We start from the raw sequence: 19,372 nt of genomic DNA on the forward strand, positions 1-19,372 counted from the left end.
CGATTTTCATGGCAGCTGCCCTTCTTTCATTGTTGAGGGAAGACATTGCCTGCCCATACCAAGCAGAAAAGATAAGTCGATGCCAATGATTAGTATACGGTCTCGAAAAGCCACTTATTTGTGCTTGAAAGGCAGGGCTTGCACTGTTTAGTGTACTGACTTGAATCGAACAGAGTTGACAATCTGCAACTCACCTCCCCGTGCTTCGTAGGATATCTTCCCTCTAAGAAAATTATACCAAACAAAGGAGAGTCGCACCTTTGTTTTCATTCCTATTTGTGCCGCCAGCGACAGCGGCTGAATGGAGTTTAGTGTGAAGGTTATTGAGACAAGCATTGAAGGAGTTTTGATCATTGAGACGGACGTGTTCGGTGATCATCGTGGCTTTTTCACAGAAACTTATAATAAGCCAAAGTATGAGGTGTTAGGCATCACGAATGATTTCGTGCAGGATAATATGAGTTTTTCAGCGCATAAGGGGACACTTCGCGGCCTGCATTGGCAAAATCCGCCGTATGCGCAGGCGAAATTGGTATCCTGCTCGAAGGGGCGCGTTATTGATGTAGCCGTAGATATCCGCAAGGGAAGTCCGACCTTTTGCAAATGGGTTGCGGTGGAGCTTAGTGCGGAAAATCACAGACAGTTCCTTATTCCGCGAGGCTTTGCGCATGGTTTTCTGACACTAACGGATGATGTGGAGTTCCGCTATAAATGCGACAATGTATATAACAAGGCTTCTGAGGGTGGTATGCGTTATGATGCGCCAGAGGTAAATGTCGACTGGGGAACCTTATTGGCAGGCATCGAGCCGATTCTCAGTGAGAAAGATACGACCGGCCCGACTTTGTCTGACAGCAACAATCAATTTGTATATGGGGAGAATTAAAAACAGTGATGGAAATTCTGGTTATTATTCCCGTATACAATCCGGATGAAAAATTTGAACGGTTACTAGATATGTTGCAAAGACAATCAATAGGTTGTTTCCCCGTGTTGTTGATTGATTCTGGCAGTCAACACGATTATCAGAATGTTATTAAGAATAATCGCAATTTTATGATCAGACAGATTGCTAACCGTGACTTTAATCATGGTGGGACACGGCAATTGGGGATAAAGATGTATCCGGATAAAGATGTATATGTTTTTTTGACGCAAGATGCTATATTGGCTGATGAAATGGCTCTTGAACATTTGCTGAAATGTTTTACGGATAAGACTATAGGTTGTGCTTACGGGAGACAATTGCCGCATAAGGATGCTAGTTGGTTTTCAAGAATAGCTCGCTTAAACAATTACGGAGAAAAAAGTTATGTGCGCTCATTTAATGATCGTATGAATTTTGGAATGAAAACGTGTTTTATTTCTAATTCCTATGCAGCATATCGTAAAGAAGCAATGAATGATATTGATGGTTTTCCCAACAATACAATATTGAGTGAAGATATGTTTGTGGCAGCGAAGATGTTGATCAATGGATGGAAAGTAGCGTATGATGCGGATTCGAAAGTATATCATTCGCATAATTATTCTATTCTACAGGAATTCAAACGATACTTTGACATTGGCGTATTTCATTCACGTGAGAGTTGGATTCGGGAAATATTTGGGCAGGCAGAAGGGGAAGGCTTGAACTTCATGAAAAGAGAATTACAAGCTATAATCAGGAATAATCCTTTTTTACTTGCTGAGATGATTGCTAGAGATAGCATGAAATTTATCGGATACAGGCTAGGATTATATGAAAAAAAAATACCTATCGGAATTAAACGGCATATCAGCATGATGAAAAGGTATTGGGAGTCAGAGTGAACATGAATAGAAGGAGGCTGGTGTGATGTTTCGATTCGAGCTAGAAGTGTTCGCTTATGGTTAGAGAGTCTTAGCAAGCTCAGCGATGTGTTCGGCAGAAAGATGTATGTATTCATCGTATGTGATATTGGGTGTTTTTTCCGCGCCCGGTTCGATGGAGACGGTTGTCAGCGATTAATTGATTCAGTATTCGCGTTACGGTAGACGGACTGAGTCCGAGCAAGGTTTCGGCGTCCTTTCGGGTAATGCTGTCGTTGTGGTGTAAATAATTTATGAGGTCAGTTGCCTCTGGGGTTAGTGCAGATGGCGGTGGAGTGACCTGGGACTGCATCTGTGGCAGGCATATCTTGAAGGCGTTGGTCGATACATGGATTTCAGGTTGGGAGAGATTGTGTTTGTAGGCTGTGCGGATTTTTGTGATGCCGGTTCCGTAGGCTTCAATCAGTTCCAGGCGGTAGAAGATTTCTGCGAGCTTTTTGTTGCGGCAGGCAGATATGCCCATGAGGATGTCGTCTTGGTGGATGCCGGGGAGCAGGCCGCCGATGGAGGTGATTTCTATCCGACTGCGGTAAACGCTGATAAAGCTGCTGGCGCTGAAGGAGTAATCACGGTGAATGATGCAATTGAGCAAGGCTTCGCGGAGGGCTGTGTCTGGGTAGGCTTTTGTATCTTTCCGGTAAAGGCCGTCGAAGGTTGCGGATAGTGTGTTCTTCAGCTGGAGGTAGGTGTAGCATTCTTCTAGCTGCGTGAAGAGCGGGCCGGTAAAGATTCGCCGGTCTTGGAATTCGGACTGGTCATCGCCATTGAATACAGCAGCTTTTATCGTAAAGGGGCATTGGTCGGATAGCAGCAGTCCGACATTCGTGTATAGGCCATCGCTGCGTATGATGCCCAGTGTTTTCTGCTGCTGGATTCCGAATCTTAGATTGTGGGACAGAAATAGGCTGGTGGTTTTTTGGAAGGTCAATTCTTGGTTTAGGGAAATGTTGTCTTCGTAAACGTCGCCATCAGAAGCTTTTATCATTTTCCGGATCTGTTCTGCTGAGGCTGGCACGGTGGCACTTCCTTGACGTACATAGACGCCGGAAGGCTTGAGTCCGTTCTTGATCAGATAGTAAGGTTTGTTGGTTCCTTCAGATACGATGATATGGATGACCGTGCGTTGTTCGATTTGTTTGGCTTGGATGTCGACAAACATCATGATATCTGGATGGATGGCATCGCGCAGCATGCTGGCAACACGCAGCATTATCTGGTCTTGGTCATCTACACCAGTTACAGTTCCGTCATCTTCAATACCGATATAGATAGAGCCGCCACTGGTGTTTGCGAAGGCAAGCACCTCTTTTTTTAGTGCATCAGTAAGCTCACGCTTGAATTCTGTATGCGCATCTTCTTTTCGCAGCATCGTAATCCCTTCTTTCTAGTCATTATTCTAGTCATTCTAATCATTCTAGTCAAGAGGCTTGATTGTAACCGTAAAATAATACAGTGTGTCCCAGAATGGTTTTGCGGTTACCAGGAAAGATGTTGGTAGTACAGGAGCAGCCTGGGGGACATAGCGATAGGAATAGGGATAGTGCGGAAATGTATCTGCAAAGAATTGGGGATTGTGCGATGCTGTGGTATAATTCATGTAGTGATCCGGTTGAAGATGGGGAGGGATGCCGCAGGCTGTTGAGGCATATTTGGCCACCAACAATTTCAGCAAGATCGATATTTCGGCGGTGGGAAGGTTGTGTAAGTTTTGAAAGTCATAATTTTAGCTGGTGGTGGCGGGTCGAGATTGTTTCCGTTATCTCGTAATGCGTATCCGAAACAGTTCCTGAAACTTGAAGATGATGCTTCATTGTTGGCTCATACTGTACAACGGATGCTGTCCTTCGTGCCAGCAAAGGACATTGTTGTAATTACCAATCAGAAATATGTATATCATGTCAAAAATGAATTAAGCGAATGTCAGGCTGAGGCAGCGCATGTCTTATTGGAACCGGTTGCCCGCAATACTGCGCCGGCTATTGCCTTGGGGGCGGAGTTCTGTCGTTCGCAGCTCGATTGCAGCGATGATGAGATCCTGCTTGTGGCTGCTGCTGACCATGTCATCAGGCCGTTGGAGGAATTCCAGTGTTGTGTGCGTTCGGCCGAGCAGGCAGCAAAGACTGGAAAGTTGGTTACTTTTGGCATTACGGCTAAGCGGCCTGAAACAGGTTATGGTTATATAGAAACTGGCAAAAGCCAGGGCGCTATCAGGGAAGTGGTTTCCTTCAAGGAAAAACCGGATTTAGTTACAGCAGAGAAATATGTAGCTGCTGGGAATTATTTTTGGAATTCGGGCATGTTTGCTTTTTCGCTGAGGTCTATTGAAAAAGAATTTGATAACTATCAGACGGAAATAGCTCGGCAGATGCAAGCGGGCTATGCGTATATGCTGGATAATTTTGCTGCTATGCCAGATATCTCCATTGACTACGCAATTATTGAACGTTCGAAGAATATATGTATGGTGGAGCTTTCCTGCTATTGGAATGATATTGGTTCCTGGGATGCCATGTATGAGATTTTGCCTAAGGATGATAACGGCAATGCGGTACAAGGGGATGTCCTTGCTATGGAGTGCAAGGATTCTCTTATCATGGGGCGTAATCGTTTGATTGCGGGGATCGGTCTTGACGATCTGCTGCTGGTAGAAACTGACGATGTTATCGTGGTAGCGAAGAAAGGCGAATCGCAAAAGGTAAAGAATGTAGTGGAGAAGCTTAAAGCTATGAATCGTAAAGAGGCTGTTGAGCATACCACGATATATCATGAATGGGGAACCTCATCTATTATTGGGCAAGGCAAAGGTTATCGCATGAAGAAGGTTCGGATCATGCCAGGCAAGGAACTGTCATTGCAGATGCACTATCATCGGACAGAGCACTGGGTGATCTTGCGTGGCACAGCTGAAGTTGTGCGGGGGAATGAGCATATGTTCATTCATGAGGAAGAATCTGTATTCATTCCGCAAACCGTAAAACATAAGTTGTCGAACCCGGGGAAAATTCCGTTGGAGTTGATTGAGATACAGAATGGAGAGTATATCAGCGAAGAAGATATCGTAAGATTTTCAGAGCAAGGATGAGGATTTTTTTATGAGTTTTTGTGTAGAGGCTTTTGGGGCCTATGATATCCGCGGGATATATCCGCAGACGATAAATGAAGAGATCGCCTATCGGATTGGCCGCTTTTTCCCGTCTTTGTTTGCCGCGAAAAAAGTAGTGGTAGGGAATGATATCCGGCTGTCTGGCCCGGCGCTGAAGAATGCATTGATCAAGGGGCTTACGGAGTCGGGCTGCGATGTGTTGGATATTGGTCAGTGTGGCACGGAGATGATCTATTTCGCTACGTCGCATCTGAAACTGGATGGTGGTGTCATGATCACTGCCAGCCACAATCCCAAGGAATACAACGGCATGAAGTTTGTGCGGCAGGAGGCTCGTCCGATTTCCGGGGATACCGGGTTGCGGGAGTTGGAAAAGCTGGTGGCTGATGGAGAGCTGCCAACTACGGCAGATACGGTAGGTAAAGTGGCGACCGTAGATATCACCGAAGCGTATGTAAAGCATATCTTGTCTTATGTAGATGTATCTCGGCTGAGGCCGCTGAAGGTGGTAGTCAATGCCGGTAACGGTGCGGCGGGGCCAATCCTGGATGTGATGGAGAGGTATCTGCCCTTTGAATTGGTGAAGGTTCATCACCAGCCAGATGGGAACTTCCCGAATGGCGTACCCAATCCGCTGCTTCCCGAGAATCGCGAGGCTACGGCAGAGGCAGTGCGGGAGTCTGGCGCTGATGCTGGCGTTGCCTGGGATGGAGACTTTGACCGCTGTTTCCTGTTTGATGAGCAGGGGAATTTCATTGAAGGCTATTATATGGTAGGCTTCCTTGCCCAGGCATTCCTGCAGAAGGCTCCTGGGGAGAAGATCATCTATGATCCGCGGCTGACTTGGAATACGGAAGAGCTGGTCAAGGAAAATGGTGGTATTCCAGTAATGTCCAAGAGCGGACATGCCTTTATCAAGGAAAAGATGCGTGCAGAAAATGCTATCTATGGTGGGGAAATGAGTGCCCATCATTATTTCCGTGACTTTTCCTATTGCGACAGCGGCATGATTCCTTGGCTGCTGGTGCTGGAACTGCTGTCGAAATCAGGGAAGTCGTTGTCTGAGTTGATGAAGGAACGCATGGAACGCTATCCCTGCTCCGGGGAAATCAACAGCAAGGTAAAAGATGCAGATGAAGTGCTGCAGCGGATCGAGGCAGAATACGGGCCGCAGGGGAAGGTCATGAAAGTCGACGGCTTGTCCGTGGACTTTGGCAACTGGCGCTTCAACCTGCGTAAATCCAATACGGAGCCTGTGATTCGATTGAACGTCGAGACGCGCCAGGATGAGGTGTTGATGAAGGAAAAGACAACGGAGCTTTTGGCGAAAATCCGGGGGTAAAGACCTCAAGATAGTATAGACAAAGGGAGGCTCAGCCGCTATTTTGCGGTGCAGCCTCCCTTTGTGGTATGTTATGGCACGGTGCAATATACAACATATATTTAATTGTATATTGCACCGTGAATTGCTATAATAAAGACATTGAATGATAGGATGTTTTTATTATGAGGATGGTTTTTGCTTTTATGGGGGAAACGAATACTAGTCTGCTGTCGGGGATAAAGTGGAATTATTTCATCCTGCCGTTTGTGCTGTTCACCGCGGACCTCTTGGTCGTGTATGGTACGATGATGGCGGCGATGATGCTGGTGGCGCAGGGGATGGGGCAGCCTGTGTGGGTGTCGCGCAGCTGGGGCGTCTGGCTGACGGTGCTTTACATGTCGAATCTGCTGTTTGCGGATCTCTACCGGACGCGGCGGGTGCTGGCAGACCATGCGCGCAAGATTTTCAAGGCGTCAGGGTACGCTGTCATCACGATCGTCTTGGCAGATTTCTTGCTGCATATGGGGGGGACGCCGCTGTCGCGGGCATTCCTCGTGCTGTTCTGGCTGCTTAGCTTTTGGGGGCTGTATGCGGAGCGATGCTTGCTGCGGGCGGTCTTCAGTCGTCTAGGGATGTGGAAATCGGAGATTGTGATTATCGGTGCAGGCAAGACAGCGGAGAAGTTCGTGAAGGCGTTCGGTGCGGGGTTTGATATCGTTGGCTTTGTCGAGGATAACCCTGGGCGGCCATTGCTGAAGAAGTATCCGCATCTTGGTGGTTTTGCCGATATTGAGCAGGTATTGCGGGAGCACCCCGTGTATGAGGTGCTGATTGCGGCGCCGGGGCTTTCGAAGGCGCGGACAATCCAGCTTTTCTATGAGGTGCAGCCATATACGAAGCATGTGTCGCTGATCCCGGATCTCTTCGGGGTGCCGATCGGCAATATGAAGGCGTTGCGGAGCCTCGATGATCAGCTTCTGGTGCTGCGTACGCATAACAACCTGAACCGCATGTCGAACCGCTTGCTGAAACGTGTTTTTGACCTGGTGGTCGGCAGTGCGATTGCGGTGTGCATCCTGCCTATCCTCGTGGTGACGTATGTGCTGGTCAAGGTGGATTCGGATGGCCCGGCGTTCTATAATGCCGAGCGTATTGGCAAGGATGGCACGACATTCCGCTGCTATAAGTTCCGCTCGATGTATGTGGATGCGGATCGGATCCTGCGCGATCATCTGGAGAGGAATCCTGAGGCAAAGCAGGAATGGCAGGAGTTCCAGAAGCTGCGCGGCGAGGATCCGCGCGTGACGAAGGTGGGCCGGTTCATCCGCAAGTACAGTATCGATGAGCTGCCGCAGATCTTCAACGTGCTCGAGGGCAATATGAGCCTTGTCGGGCCGCGGCCGTATCTGCCGCGTGAGAAGGAGGATATCGGCGGGTATATGCCAGTCATCTGCATGACGACGCCAGGTATGACTGGCCTCTGGCAGGTCAGCGGCCGCAGCAATGTGAAGTTCAGCGGTCGCCTGAAGATGGATTCGTGGTATGTGCGTAACTGGAACCTCTGGACAGATATCGTGATACTGTTCAAGACCGTACGGGTCGTGCTTGGACGGGATGCGTACTGAAAGAGCATAATAAGAAGGGCTTAGCCGAATGTGGCTAAGCCCTTCTTATTATGCTCAATTTTTACAATTCTGTTGGAGCGCACGTCTTGTTTTGTTGGTTATTTGGGGATAGCGATGTTGTTTTCTTGGGCAAAGGCAATAATGCGTTCTTTGGACCAGTCGACAGCATCGCTGATTTCAATCAATGGCTTTTGTTTTAGAAGCATACGTTTGACGATAGTCATTTCCATGTTCCGCTCACCTTCGGCACGCCCTTCGGCACGCCCCTCGGCACGCCCCTCGGCGAGGCCTTGGGCACGTCCCTCGGCGAGGTTGGCTTTGAGGTCGCTGTTGTAGTCCCAGATGGCGGATTCGCGGGCTATGTATTCCCGATAGGCGGCATCGTCCATGATGTAGCGGTCGGATGCCTGCATGGCATCTTTGATGGCGGTGTCTTTCATCGCGAGTTCCTCCTTTTGTTTTTCGTCGAGCTTATTAGCAAAGTAGGCAAGCCATTTTTCAATCCGATCCATGGATTGTATGGGTTTGTTCTTGTATTTAGGGATTTCGAGGAAATGTATCTCCAGATCCTCTGTGAGACGATGCTGTGTCTCAGGATTATAGAGGATATAGGCTGCGTGGGGATTTTCCTGTGGCAGGAAATTGTAGCGCAGGATATTGATGGAGATGGCAGGCTTCAGTGTACCGTAGTCATCGCCGGAACGGAGCGCATCAAAATGGAGATACATATGTGACCAGTAGAAAAGCGTCCGTTTTTCCATGTTGCGTCGGTTGACTACCTGCATCTCGATGTCGATGCGGCTGCCATCGTTGAGGATGCCGAAGATGTCGAGCCTTCCCAGTTTGTCAGCCTGTTTCTCCGGAGAGAATTCGGTATTGTGGAATTGCAGGTCGACAAAGGCATCGTCGCCATCACGCCCGAGGATATCATTGATAAGCTGGAGTGTGATGTTTTTGCGCTCTTCGCGTCCAAAGACGAATTTGAAGAGCAAATCGTTCGTGGGATCATAGGGACGAGAAGCGTAGATATGCGCCGTTTCCATGAAAATCCTTCCTTTCTTTATTATAGATAATGATGGATGTCTCTGCAATATGCAGAGGGTATCTACATAACAAAAACATACATTCCCCACACATACATTCTATCATATTTAGAACGCATTTTCTATATAAATACATGTATACATACATCTGGGGCACAAAAAAACAAGACCGCGTAGTTGCGGTCTTGCCTTTTGTCTTTGTTAGCGAACGTTCATGGACAGCTCGATGAATTTGTTGGCGAGCTTGGCTTTCTGGAGGACTTCTTCGGTGATGTCCTGGCCAGCCTGTACGATGACGATGCCGTTGTCCATCTTGATGTCGCGCGTTGCCTTCTTGCCGAGCAGGAAGCGACGATGACGCTCTTCCGTTGCTTTGTCAGCAGCGGCCTGTTTAGCGGCGTCAGCTGCCGGAGCTGCTGCTTTCGGAGCCTCTTTCTTCGGGGCCGGAGCGGCAGGTTTTGCCGGGGCAGCTTTCGGCTCTTCAGCCTTCGGAGCCTCTTTCTTCGGCTCTTCCTTCACTTCCGGAGCTGGCTCGGCTTTGGGTGCTGGCGCAGCTTTCGGTTCTTCCGCTTTGGGGGCCTCAGCCGGTTTCTCCTCAGCTTTCGGAGCTTCGTGAGCTTCCTCAGCCTTGGGAGCAGCGGCTGGTGCCGGAGCCGCTGCGGCAGCTTTCGGAGCAGCGCTTACAGGTTCATTTTTTTTTTCACCGTTCGGATCGATGACCGTTACCTGTTTACCAAAGATGGAGATCTGGTCGCTGGTAACTTCGGAGCTCGTTCCGTCCGGTGCAGTGATTTCGCATTTTTCGATTTTGCCATCGTCACCGATGAACAGCTCGGTGATGTTGCCCTGGATGGTACCGGACTTCGTGATGGCCTTGGTGCCGATGACGCGGATGTTCTCATCGAGCAGGTTCTCATAGTCGCCAGCGTCATCAAGTTTCAGGATGTTTTCGCTGTTGGTGACGGTGACGGCGTCATCACCGATGGCGATGACCGACTCGTACGGGATCAGCTTGACGCCGCGGTACCAGTCCTCATCCTCGATGGTGATGGCTGCGACGCTGCCGTTCTTGGCATCGATGAGCAGGGTCTTGCTCATGCCGAGCTCACGGCCTTCGGTAATGCTGATGACCGGGAGGCCAAGGATTTCTACACTTTTCTTCATGAATATTCCCCCATTAGATTAGCTGCTCTGCTGGAACTCGGTCTCGATTTCCTGCATGACGTCGGCCGGGATGTCCGGGAATGGCGTCGAGAGCGCGTGGTGTTTGGATAATATATCCTGGACGATGGTCAGGTAGCGGGTGTTCTTGATGAACTCCTGCTTCATGTCATCGTTCGATGCGATGATCGGCAGGGACAGGGCCTGCTGGTAGGACTGGATAGCCTCGGTGTAGGCAGCCTGTTCCTTGTAGAGATTGCCCAGCTCGATGACGAGGAACGGCGTGTAGCTGTCCTCTTTGTAGCGGTCGATGGCCTGCTGGTAGGCGTAGATGGCTGCGTCTGGTTCGCTGGCGGCCTTGTCATAGGCGTAGTCGAGGATGCTGTCGAGCGAGTCGAGAGCAGTGATTTCCTCGCGGAAAACCTTGCGTTTCGCGTCGCGGGCAGAAGCGGCGGCTTTTTGCGCCTTGAGCTCTTCGGCGGCCTTGCGGCGGGCCTCGTCTTTTTCGGCCTGCAGGGCCTGGGCACGAGCGATGGCTTCGGCTTTTGCCTTGGCGGCCTGCTCGGCTTTAGCTGCGAGTTCTTCCTCGGCGCGGGCGGCAGCTTCCTGAGCTTTTTTCGCTTTGAGAGCGGCGGCCTGCTGGGCGGTATCTTCTTGTTTTGCTGTTACGGTGGTGCTTGGTTCAGGTTTTTCCTCATGGACTTTGGCCGGCACGCTTGGGAGCGCAGGGCTGCTGGTGGCAGCGCCGGCGGCTGCGGCGGCCATTGCTGGCTGCTCAGCCTTCCAAGGGAGTGCAGCTGCTGGCTCGTCCGCTGGCTGCTTGCCTGCGTCATCGCTGCGTCGCAGCAGATGTTCGTTGAATAGCGTGACGAAGGCAGCGGCGGCGATGACAAGAACGCCGAGCCGTAGATAGTGCGACCGGTCCAGGAATGGACTCATAGTTATGGCCACGGCGTTCACAAGGAAGGCCATGGCCGCACAGAGCACTAGCGACAACCATTTCATCTCGATGCCGATGAAGCGGCAGAGATGATAGATGAGGAAGATGCTCACGGCCATGATGGAGCCCGTCACCAGGATAAATGTCATGTTGCTCACCTCTTCCTGTATTGGGCAAAATACCACTATGTTCCCCTATTCGACATGATAGGGGAAATTCCTGCTGCCGTTTAGCAAAAATACCTTTTTATTATACCATGAGAAGGGAATTTCAAACAATATCAAATTACCATTGAAAATTCTTATTGTTTTTGGCAGATTTTGGCGAGGTTTTATAGTATAATAGAAGGATCAGAAAGGAACGATTCGATATGATGTTTGAGCAGGAGGCCGTCATCCGCCATGATAGCGGCATCCATGCCCGTATTGCCGCGATGATCGTGCAGCGGGCGAAGGATCTCGGAAAGAAATATGGGACACCGCTGTTCCTGCGCAGCGAGCGCAGTGAGCGCTGTGAGATGCACAGCCTCATGAAGCTTGTCGCGCTGAAGATCGGCTGCGGGGATTCGGTGTTCGTGGCCGCGGAGGGCGACGAGGGGCGCCAGGCTGTCTATGAGATGGTCCGGTTCCTCGAGAGTGATTTCGAGATGAATTCGCCAGGGGACATCCATGAGATGGACCTGCTGCTGCATGAGAATGCGCTGATGCAGGAGCGCCTGCAGATGATCCTCGAGGCGGTGCAGGACGGCATCTGCGTCGTCGACCGCACGGGTGAGATCACCTATGTCAATCCTTCCTATCTGCGCATCGTGCATAAGACCCCTGAGATGGTGGTCGGGCAGAATGTCTTCAAGACCGCGCCGGACGGCAACCGCTGCGGCGTGCTGCGCTCTGGTGTCGCGCGTATCGGCAGCATCAGCCGCAAGAAGGATGGCACGACGGTTGTCGCTAATGTCAATCCGATTTTCGTCGATGGCGAGATTGCCGGTGTCGTGTCGGTCATCAAGGATATCACGGAGCTGCAGAACCTCATGGCGCGGCTCTCGCAGGTCTCGGCCCGGGCGGAGTATCTCGAGCAGGAGCTGCTGCGCACGAAGAAGACAGCACAGGCCTTCAAGAACTACATCGGCAAGAGCGGCAAGGTGGTTGACGTGCTGGCCTTGGCCTCGAAGGCTGCTGGCTCGACGGCTACGGTACTGATCCGCGGCGAGAGCGGCACGGGCAAGGAGGTCATCGCTGAGGGCATCCACTATGCGAGCGACCGGCGGCGTGGGCCATTCATCCGCGTCAACTGCGGCGCTATCCCGGGGACGCTCCTCGAGTCGGAGCTTTTCGGCCATGAGAAGGGCGCCTTCACGGGGGCCGTGCGGCGCAAGCTCGGCAAGTTCGAGCTTGCGGCCAAGGGCACGATATTCCTCGACGAGATCGGCGAGATGGACAAGAACATGCAGGTAAAGCTGCTGCGGGTGCTGCAGCAGAAGGAGTTTGACCGCGTGGGCGGCGAGGAGACGGTGCATGTCGATGTGCGCATCATCGCGGCGACGAACCGCAACCTCGAGCAGATGGTCAAGGACGGGACCTTCCGTGACGACCTCTACTACCGCCTGAACGTCATCCCCATCAGCCTGCCACCGCTGCGTGACCGCGTCGATGATATCCCGCTGCTCGTCGAGCACTTCGTCGAGAAGGTCAGTGCCGCCAGCGGCAAGACGGTCCGCGATGTCACGCCGGAGGCCATGGAGGTGCTGATGGGCTACAAGTGGCCGGGCAACGTGCGTGAGCTCGAGAATGTCATCGAGCGTGTGATCACGCTGATGGACAGCGAACGCATCACGGTGGCCGCGCTGCCGTCCTATATCAAGGGCGAGATGGCGGGGCGCGAGGTGCAGCAGTTCACAGCGGCGGAGACCGTGCTGCCCTGGGAGGAGTACGAAAAGCAGATCATCGCCAACGCCCTCAAGCAGTGCGGCAGTTTCAATGCCGCGGCCAAGATGCTGAAGATTACCCATAAGACCGTGGCTGCCAAGGCGCGCAAATACGGTTTGGTGGAATGAGTTGGTAAATTTTACCCGGTGGTAGAAAAAATTACCAACACTTTGCGGGTTTTAGGTAAATTTTACCAATCGTATCGCTGGCGTTTATGCATATTTCCGAAAACATAATTTCAGGCTTTTGCTAAGTCCTTGTTTTACGGGGGGTTAGATAAAAGATATAGAAATTTTTCCCAACCTGCAGAAGTTGGCACGCTGCTTGCAATAATTAAAGGGCAGTTAGACAAATCGTGCTGACACCCTGCCAGGCAGGAAAAAGAAGTATTTTTAATGAAAAGATTGGAGAGGTTTAACAATGACTCAGGAAACTATTACGATCGAGAACAAAACTGGTATCCATGCTCGTCCGGCATCCATCTTCGTTCAGACGGCTACGAAGTTCAAATCCAAGGTTCAGCTTCAGGCTAAAGGCAAGACGGTTGACGCTAAGAGCATCCTCATGATCATGAGCATGGGCCTGGTTAAAGGTACGGAGATCACGATCGTTGCTGATGGTCCGGATGAGGCTGAGGCAGTTAAGGCTCTGAAAGATCTCGTTGCTTCCAAGTTCGGCGAGGAATAATTCCTGCGGGGTATAGGGCAACAACTGAATAGCCTTCCTCCGACGGATGCTGATGCGTCCCCGGGGGAGGGCTTTTCGTGCGAGTTTTGGTAATTTTTAGATAGTTTCAGGGGGAAAGAAACAAATGGCAGAGACGATTCGCGGAAAAGGCGTAATTTCCGGTATTGCTATGGGTAAGATCATGCTGGCTGGCCAGAATCTGGACGGCTATCTCGTGAGCTACCAGCCGGAGAGCAAAGAGACGGAGCAGCAGAAGGCTACGGCTGCTCTGACGGCTGTCGCTGAGATTCTGCGCGAGAGCATCGAGCGCCTGCAGAAACAGGAGATGACGGAGCAGGCTGCTATCATGGAGGCTCATCGCATGATGGTCCAGGATCCGATGATGGCACAGAAGATCGAGGAGAAACTCGAGGAGAACGCCAGCGCACCGCATGCAGTCCTCAAGGCTGCTGAGGAGCAGGCTCAGATGTTCGAGTCGATGGAAGATGAGTACTTCGCTGCCCGCGCTGTTGATCTGCGCGATGTCGGCAAGCGCGTTGCCAAGTACATCCTCGGCGTCAAAGAGCCGGAAATCGGCGATGAGAAGGTTATCCTCTGCGGCCGTGAGATCGAGCCGTCCGTTATCGCTGGCATGCCGACCGACAAGATTGCCGGCGTCATCCTGGGCTCGGGCAGCACGACGGCTCACGCTGTCATCATTGCTAAGGCTCGTGCTATCCCGACGATTGTTGGCCTCAACAAAGAGGATCGCATCGACAAGATCGCTGATGGCGACCATGTTGTCATCGACGGCGAGGCTGGCCAGATCGTCATCAACCCGACTGAGGCGGAGATGGCTGAGTACAACGAGAAGATCAAGAAACAGCAGGAGCTGGCTGCTCACTATGCACAGCTCAAGGATCTGCCGGCTGTAACGACCGATGGTGTCAAGGTTGACCTCATGGCCAACATCGGCACGCATATGGACGTTGACAATGCCCTGACCTATGGTGCTGAAGGCGTCGGCCTGTTCCGTTCCGAGTTCGTATTCATGGGCCGTCAGGACATCCCGAACGAGGAAGACCAGTTCAAGGCATACAAAGAGGCAGTCGAGAAATGCGGCGGCAACCTCTGCGTCATCCGTACGATGGATATCGGTGGCGACAAACCGCTGCCGTACCTCAACATCCCGCCTGAGGAGAACCCGTTCCTCGGCTACCGTGCAGTCCGCATCAGCCTCCAGCGCCGCGACCTCTTCCTGCCGCAGCTCAAGGCTATCCTGCGCGCTGGTAAGTTCGGTAAAGTCGGTATCATGGTACCGATGGTCATCAATGTCGCTGAGTTCAAGAAGGTCAAAGAGCTCATCGAAGAGGCTAAACTCGAGCTCACCCATGAGGGCAAGGCTTTCGCTGATGATGTTCAGGTCGGTATCATGGTTGAGACGCCGGCAGCTGCTGTCATGACGCCGGTTCTCGCGAAGTATGTTGACTTCTTCTCGATCGGTACGAACGACCTCGTTCAGTACACGCTGGCCTGCGACCGCGGCAACGCTAGCATCTCCTACCTCTACAACCACTTCAACCCGGCTGTCCTGCAGCTCATCCAGCGCACGATCACGAGCGCTCGTGAGAACGGCATCTGGGCTGGCATGTGCGGTGAGATGGCCAGCGATCCGAACGCTGCAGTCCTCCTGATGGCTATGGGCATCAGCGAGCTCTCCATGAGCGCACCGTCCATTCCGCGCGTCAAGGAGAAGATCCGCAACATCAGCTCCATCAAGGCTAAGGAAATCCTGGCTGACGTCATGAAGATGGAAGATGGCGACGAAATCAAAGCATATCTGGCAAAAGTTCTCTGATTGAGATTTTGCAAGCAATAGAAAAGGCAGAACCAGTTCTTGGCTGGTTCTGCCTTTTTCGTATGCGTTATTTTATCTCGCCGATATCCATGCTGATATCAAGGGCTTTGACGCTGTGTGTGAGCGCGCCGACGGAGATGATGTCGACTCCGCTCTGGGCGGCAGCGGCAAGCGTCGTCTCGTCGATGCCGCCGGAGGCTTCGACGATGGCGCGGTGGTCGATGAGCTTTACGGCCTCGGCCATCTGGTCTGGTGCCATGTTGTCGAGCATGATGACGTCAGCGTGACCGGCAAGGGCCTCCTCGACGCCAGCGAGGTCTTCGACCTCGATCTCGATCTTGGTCATATGGGAGGCGTACTCATGAGCGCGGTCAAGGGCAGCCCTGATGCCGCCAGCCACCTGGATGTGGTTGTCCTTGATGAGCATGGCATCGTAGAGGCCGAGGCGGTGGTTGGCTCCGCCGCCGACCTTGACGGCGTATTTGTCGAGGAGGCGCAGGCCTGGCGTGGTCTTGCGCGTGTCGACGAGCTTGGCGCCGTAGGGGGCAGCTATCTCTGCGAGCTTATGGGTACGCGTGGCGACGCCTGAGAGGTGCTGCAGGAGATTCAGGGCCAGCCGCTCGCCGGTGAGGATGGCGCGGGCCGGGCCGTCGACTGTCGCGATAACGGAGGTCTTGGTTAGGGCCGCACCGTCTTCGAGGTGCTTGGTGAACTTCAGCGCTGGTTCAAGCAGGGCAAAGACCCGGGCTGCGACGTCGACACCCGCGAGGATGCCTGTGTCCTTGGCATGGATGATGGCATGGGCTGTGGCCGTTTCGGGCACGGTGGCCAGCGTCGTGATGTCGCCGCTGCCGATGTCCTCCTGCAGCCAGGCGGCAAGGGATTGGTCGAGATTCTGTATGTTCATGGTGTGAGATCCTTTCTGCTATATCAGGCGAATGCGGGGCTCAGCAGCTCGCTGGCAGCGACGTTTTCGGTGCGGGTATGGGCATCGCTGGGAGTGGTCAGCTGGTCGGAGAAGTGCTGGCGCAGGGCCTCGTCCTTATGCGGGTAGTCGCTGCGGTAGTGGGCGCCGCGGCTTTCCTGGCGTCGCTGGGCGGCCTTGACGATCAGCAGGTCGCAGGTCAGGCGGGCGCGCAGGTCGAGGTCAGCGATGGTCCTGGCGGCACAGCCCTCGTAGATTCCTGCGATTTCCGTAAGGCTCTGCTGAGCGCGGTCGAGGGCGTCAGCTGTGCGGGTGATGCCGAGATAGCGGCTCATGATCTGCTCGCTGCGGGCGGTGTCCGCCGCTGTGAATTCAAGCGGCGTCTCGTCAAGCGCAGCCTCGCGCCAGTAAAGGTCCGGCTCTGCCTGGGGCAGGCGCGCTTTGCCGATGATGGTGGCGCAGCGGCGGCCGAAGACAAGGCCCTCCAGCAGGCTGTTGCTGGCAAGGCGGTTGGCGCCCTGGAGTCCTGTGCAGGCAGCCTCGCCACAGGCATAGAGCCCCGTGATATTGGTGCGGCCCCAGTGGTCGGTCTTGATACCGCCCATCATGTAGTGAGCGGCAGGCGCTATCGGGATGAGGTCCTTTTCGATGTCGATGCCGTAATCCCGGCAGGTCGCGGCAATCATCGGGAATTTCTGGGCGACGCCCTCGATGCAGCGGGCGTCGAGCCAGATATGGGTGGCGTTTGCCTTGGTCATCTCGCGGAAGATGCAGCGGGCGACAACATCCCGCGGCGCAAGCTCGGCCATGGGATGGCACTGAGGCATGAAACGCTCCTCGTCGAGGTTCAGCAGGTGCGCTCCAGCGCCGCGTACTGCTTCGGAAATCAGGAAGTTCGGGCAGCCATCGAGGGCAAGGGCTGTCGGGTGGAACTGCACGAATTCCATATCGGCGACCTCAGCTCCCGCGCGGGCGGCAAGGGCAAGACCGCTGCCTGTTGCCCCCTCGGGATTTGTCGTGTGCAGGAACAGGCGGCCAAGACCGCCGGTGGCGAGCACCGTATGGGTGGCGCGCAGGGCAAGCTTGCGGCCATGCCAGAGGGCGATGGCACCATAGCAGCGTCCCTCGTGGGTCAAGAGGTCGACGATATAGCAGCCTTCCAGTGGCTGGATATTTGGCTCACTTTCTGCCATGGCGCGCAGGGCGCGGGCGACCTCGGCTCCCGTAGCGTCGCCGTGGCTGTGGACGATGCGCTGGCGGCTGTGGCAGCCTTCGCGGCCCAGGGCAAGTGAGCCGTCTTTTGTGCGGTCAAATTCGGCACCGTTTTTGGCAAGCCAGCGAATGTCGTCAGGGCCCTCAGTCACCACAAGGCGTGACACGTCTTCGTCGGAGAGGCCAGCCCCGGCAACCAGCGTGTCCTGCAGATGCAGCTCGGGATTGTCATCCTTGCCAAAGGCTGCTGCAATGCCGCCTTGGGCATTGGCTGTGTTGCTGTCAGCGAGGGTATCGCGGACGGCCAGCAGCACGTGGTGGCCGTGGCGGGCCAGCTGGACTGCCGCCGTGAGGCCTGCCACGCCGGAGCCGATGACCAGGCATTCGGTGCGGCGCGTTTCCATGGTGCGTGTGTTGAAGTTCATCAGATAGCGTTGCATAGTCCTATCACCCCTTTATGGCCAGCATTTTCGTGAGGGCAGCGGCGCTGCGCTGGCGGATCTCAGGTGGCACGATGACCCGTGGCTCCATGGTGGCGAGGGCATCGCGCACCTTTTCGAGGGTGGTCTTCTTCATGTTCGGGCAGAGCAGATGACGGGAGGCCAGATGGAATTTCTTGTGGGGGCAGCGCTCAGTGAGTTCATAGAGCACACCTTCCTCGGTGGCGATGATGAACTCCGTGGCCTCGCTCTTTTCGGCATACTTGATGATGCCGCTGGTGCTCCCGATATAGTCGGCGAGCTCGCGGACCTCGGGACGGCACTCGGGATGCATGAGGACAAGGGCATCCTTATACTTGATCCTGGCCAGGCGGATGTCGTTTACCGTGAGGCTGGCATGGATCGGGCAGCCGCCGCGCCATTTGAGCAGCGGGCGCTCGCACTGCTCCTCGGCCCAGCCGCCAAGGTTCTGGTCGGGGATAAAGATGACTTCCCTATCCTCCGGCAGTGAGCCGACGACGGCCGCAGCGTTCGAGGAGGTGCAGCAGATGTCGCTCATGGCCTTGACCGAGGCTGGCGTATTCACATAGGAAACGATCAGCGCATTCGGATGGTCGGTCTTGGCTTGGCGCACCTGGCCCTCGAGGGCATCGGTGAACATCTGGCAGCCCGCATCGGCAGCCGGCAGCAGCGTGACCTTGTCCGGCGAGAGGATGTTTGCGGTCTCAGCCATGAACCGCACGCCGCAGAACACGATGGTGTCGGCGTCAGTAGCCGCGGCCTGCCGCGACAGGGCAAAGGAGTCGCCAGTGAAGTCAGCGATTTCCTGTATCTCCTCGGGCTGGTAGACGTGCGCAAGAATGATTGCATTGCGTTCTCGTTTCAGGCGCAGGATTTCCTCAACAATATCTTCCATAATTTCTCTCCATTGATGTGTAAATGATTTTATATTGTCTACTGTCATGACAGCGGACAATAACATTATAAACACAAATGTTGCTGGTGGCAAGGCACAGAAAGTACAATTGCAGTTTGTCTGTCAGTGCGTGCGGAACGGAATCCCGATAGTACGCAGCTCGGGGTTCACGGGGTAGTACTTTTTCTGTTTCCGCTGAATGGACCGTACGACCAGTCCTACGGATCTAGTTACCTGCTCCCGTCACCAGGTCGCGACGTACATAGTTCTTTCTAGGTTATACGATTACGGCCCAGTCCTGCTGCGCAGGACAGTCGCTCCAGACAGAAAGAAGCACTACCCCGTTCGCCCCTTTGGTAACGGAAATCTGAGATTGTACGAAT

At 53.4% G+C, this 19,372-nt stretch carries 16 protein-coding genes; 9 read left to right on the forward strand and 7 right to left on the reverse strand.

Annotated elements, in window-relative coordinates; translation table 11 throughout:
- The first annotated feature begins 313 nt into the window (after positions 1-313).
- Both rfbC and BM322_RS10290 read left to right on the forward strand, forming a co-directional pair.
- Positions 314-886, forward strand: coding sequence for a dTDP-4-dehydrorhamnose 3,5-epimerase (gene rfbC / locus BM322_RS10285; RefSeq protein WP_075430180.1), 573 nt, complete (start codon positions 314-316; stop codon positions 884-886).
- 8 nt (positions 887-894) lie between these two features.
- Positions 895-1,812 carry a glycosyltransferase family 2 protein gene (locus tag BM322_RS10290; RefSeq protein ID WP_075430182.1) on the forward strand — a complete coding sequence of 306 codons (918 nt, stop codon included), beginning with the start codon at positions 895-897 and terminating at the stop codon, positions 1,810-1,812.
- Between the two features lie 112 nt (positions 1,813-1,924).
- On the opposite strand, the gene BM322_RS10295 is transcribed toward BM322_RS10290, so the two are convergent.
- Entirely contained in the window at positions 1,925-3,220 is a 1,296-nt protein-coding gene (locus BM322_RS10295; RefSeq protein ID WP_075430184.1) for an RNA-binding domain-containing protein, read from the reverse strand.
- A 339-nt stretch (positions 3,221-3,559) separates the two neighbouring features.
- Between BM322_RS10295 and BM322_RS10300 the strand changes: the two genes are divergently transcribed.
- The 3 genes from BM322_RS10300 (at position 3,560) to BM322_RS10310 (ending at position 7,903) form a co-directional block, all read left to right on the forward strand.
- Entirely contained in the window at positions 3,560-4,933 is a 1,374-nt protein-coding gene (locus BM322_RS10300) for a mannose-1-phosphate guanylyltransferase/mannose-6-phosphate isomerase (RefSeq protein ID WP_075430186.1), read from the forward strand.
- 10 nt (positions 4,934-4,943) lie between these two features.
- Positions 4,944-6,296, forward strand: coding sequence for a phosphomannomutase (locus BM322_RS10305; protein ID WP_075430188.1), 1,353 nt, complete (start codon positions 4,944-4,946; stop codon positions 6,294-6,296).
- 164 nt (positions 6,297-6,460) lie between these two features.
- Positions 6,461-7,903 carry a sugar transferase gene (locus tag BM322_RS10310; protein ID WP_082334457.1) on the forward strand — a complete coding sequence of 481 codons (1,443 nt, stop codon included), beginning with the start codon at positions 6,461-6,463 and terminating at the stop codon, positions 7,901-7,903.
- Between the two features lie 98 nt (positions 7,904-8,001).
- Here BM322_RS10310 and BM322_RS10315 read toward each other — a convergent pair whose 3' ends face one another.
- The 3 genes from BM322_RS10315 to BM322_RS10325 all read right to left on the reverse strand — a co-directional run bounded on the left by BM322_RS10315 (position 8,002) and on the right by BM322_RS10325 (position 11,196).
- The gene (locus tag BM322_RS10315) at positions 8,002-8,946 is read right to left on the reverse strand and encodes an Rpn family recombination-promoting nuclease/putative transposase (RefSeq protein WP_075430190.1); all 945 of its coding nucleotides are present in this window, start codon (positions 8,944-8,946) and stop codon (positions 8,002-8,004) included.
- 201 nt (positions 8,947-9,147) lie between these two features.
- The gene (locus tag BM322_RS10320; RefSeq protein ID WP_075430192.1) at positions 9,148-10,110 is read right to left on the reverse strand and encodes a PRC-barrel domain-containing protein; all 963 of its coding nucleotides are present in this window, start codon (positions 10,108-10,110) and stop codon (positions 9,148-9,150) included.
- 18 nt (positions 10,111-10,128) lie between these two features.
- Entirely contained in the window at positions 10,129-11,196 is a 1,068-nt protein-coding gene (locus BM322_RS10325) for a hypothetical protein (protein WP_075430194.1), read from the reverse strand.
- Between the two features lie 221 nt (positions 11,197-11,417).
- Here BM322_RS10325 and BM322_RS10330 point away from each other — a divergent pair, with 221 nt between their 5' ends.
- From BM322_RS10330 to ptsP, 3 genes are all read left to right on the forward strand, one after another.
- On the forward strand, positions 11,418-13,100 hold the full coding sequence (locus BM322_RS10330) for a sigma 54-interacting transcriptional regulator (protein ID WP_075430196.1): 1,683 nt from the start codon (positions 11,418-11,420) through the stop codon (positions 13,098-13,100).
- 292 nt (positions 13,101-13,392) lie between these two features.
- A complete protein-coding gene (locus tag BM322_RS10335; RefSeq protein WP_075430198.1) occupies positions 13,393-13,659 on the forward strand; it encodes an HPr family phosphocarrier protein in 267 nt (88 codons plus the stop codon).
- Positions 13,660-13,783: 124 nt separating this feature from the next.
- Positions 13,784-15,496: a phosphoenolpyruvate--protein phosphotransferase gene (gene ptsP, locus BM322_RS10340; RefSeq protein ID WP_075430200.1), complete on the forward strand. Its 1,713-nt coding sequence runs from the start codon at positions 13,784-13,786 to the stop codon at positions 15,494-15,496.
- A 67-nt stretch (positions 15,497-15,563) separates the two neighbouring features.
- On the opposite strand, the gene nadC is transcribed toward ptsP, so the two are convergent.
- Positions 15,564-16,319, reverse strand: coding sequence for a carboxylating nicotinate-nucleotide diphosphorylase (gene nadC / locus BM322_RS10345; RefSeq protein WP_318254593.1), 756 nt, complete (start codon positions 16,317-16,319; stop codon positions 15,564-15,566).
- On the opposite strand from nadC, the gene BM322_RS13810 reads away from it, so the two are divergent.
- Positions 16,279-16,410, forward strand: a complete 132-nt coding sequence (locus tag BM322_RS13810) for a hypothetical protein (RefSeq protein WP_318254594.1) — start codon at positions 16,279-16,281, stop codon at positions 16,408-16,410. The two genes, nadC and BM322_RS13810, sit on opposite strands and share 41 nt — an antisense overlap.
- Before the next feature lie 16 nt (positions 16,411-16,426).
- On the opposite strand, the gene BM322_RS10350 is transcribed toward BM322_RS13810, so the two are convergent.
- Both BM322_RS10350 and nadA read right to left on the reverse strand, forming a co-directional pair.
- Entirely contained in the window at positions 16,427-18,073 is a 1,647-nt protein-coding gene (locus tag BM322_RS10350; protein WP_075430204.1) for an L-aspartate oxidase, read from the reverse strand.
- A gap of 7 nt (positions 18,074-18,080) precedes the next feature.
- Positions 18,081-18,989 carry a quinolinate synthase NadA gene (gene nadA / locus BM322_RS10355; RefSeq protein WP_075430206.1) on the reverse strand — a complete coding sequence of 303 codons (909 nt, stop codon included), beginning with the start codon at positions 18,987-18,989 and terminating at the stop codon, positions 18,081-18,083.
- Between the last annotated feature and the right edge of the window lie 383 nt (positions 18,990-19,372).

This window comes from Selenomonas sp. GACV-9 (assembly GCA_900116485.1).
Lineage (GTDB): Bacteria > Bacillota > Negativicutes > Selenomonadales > Selenomonadaceae > Selenomonas_A > Selenomonas_A ruminantium_G.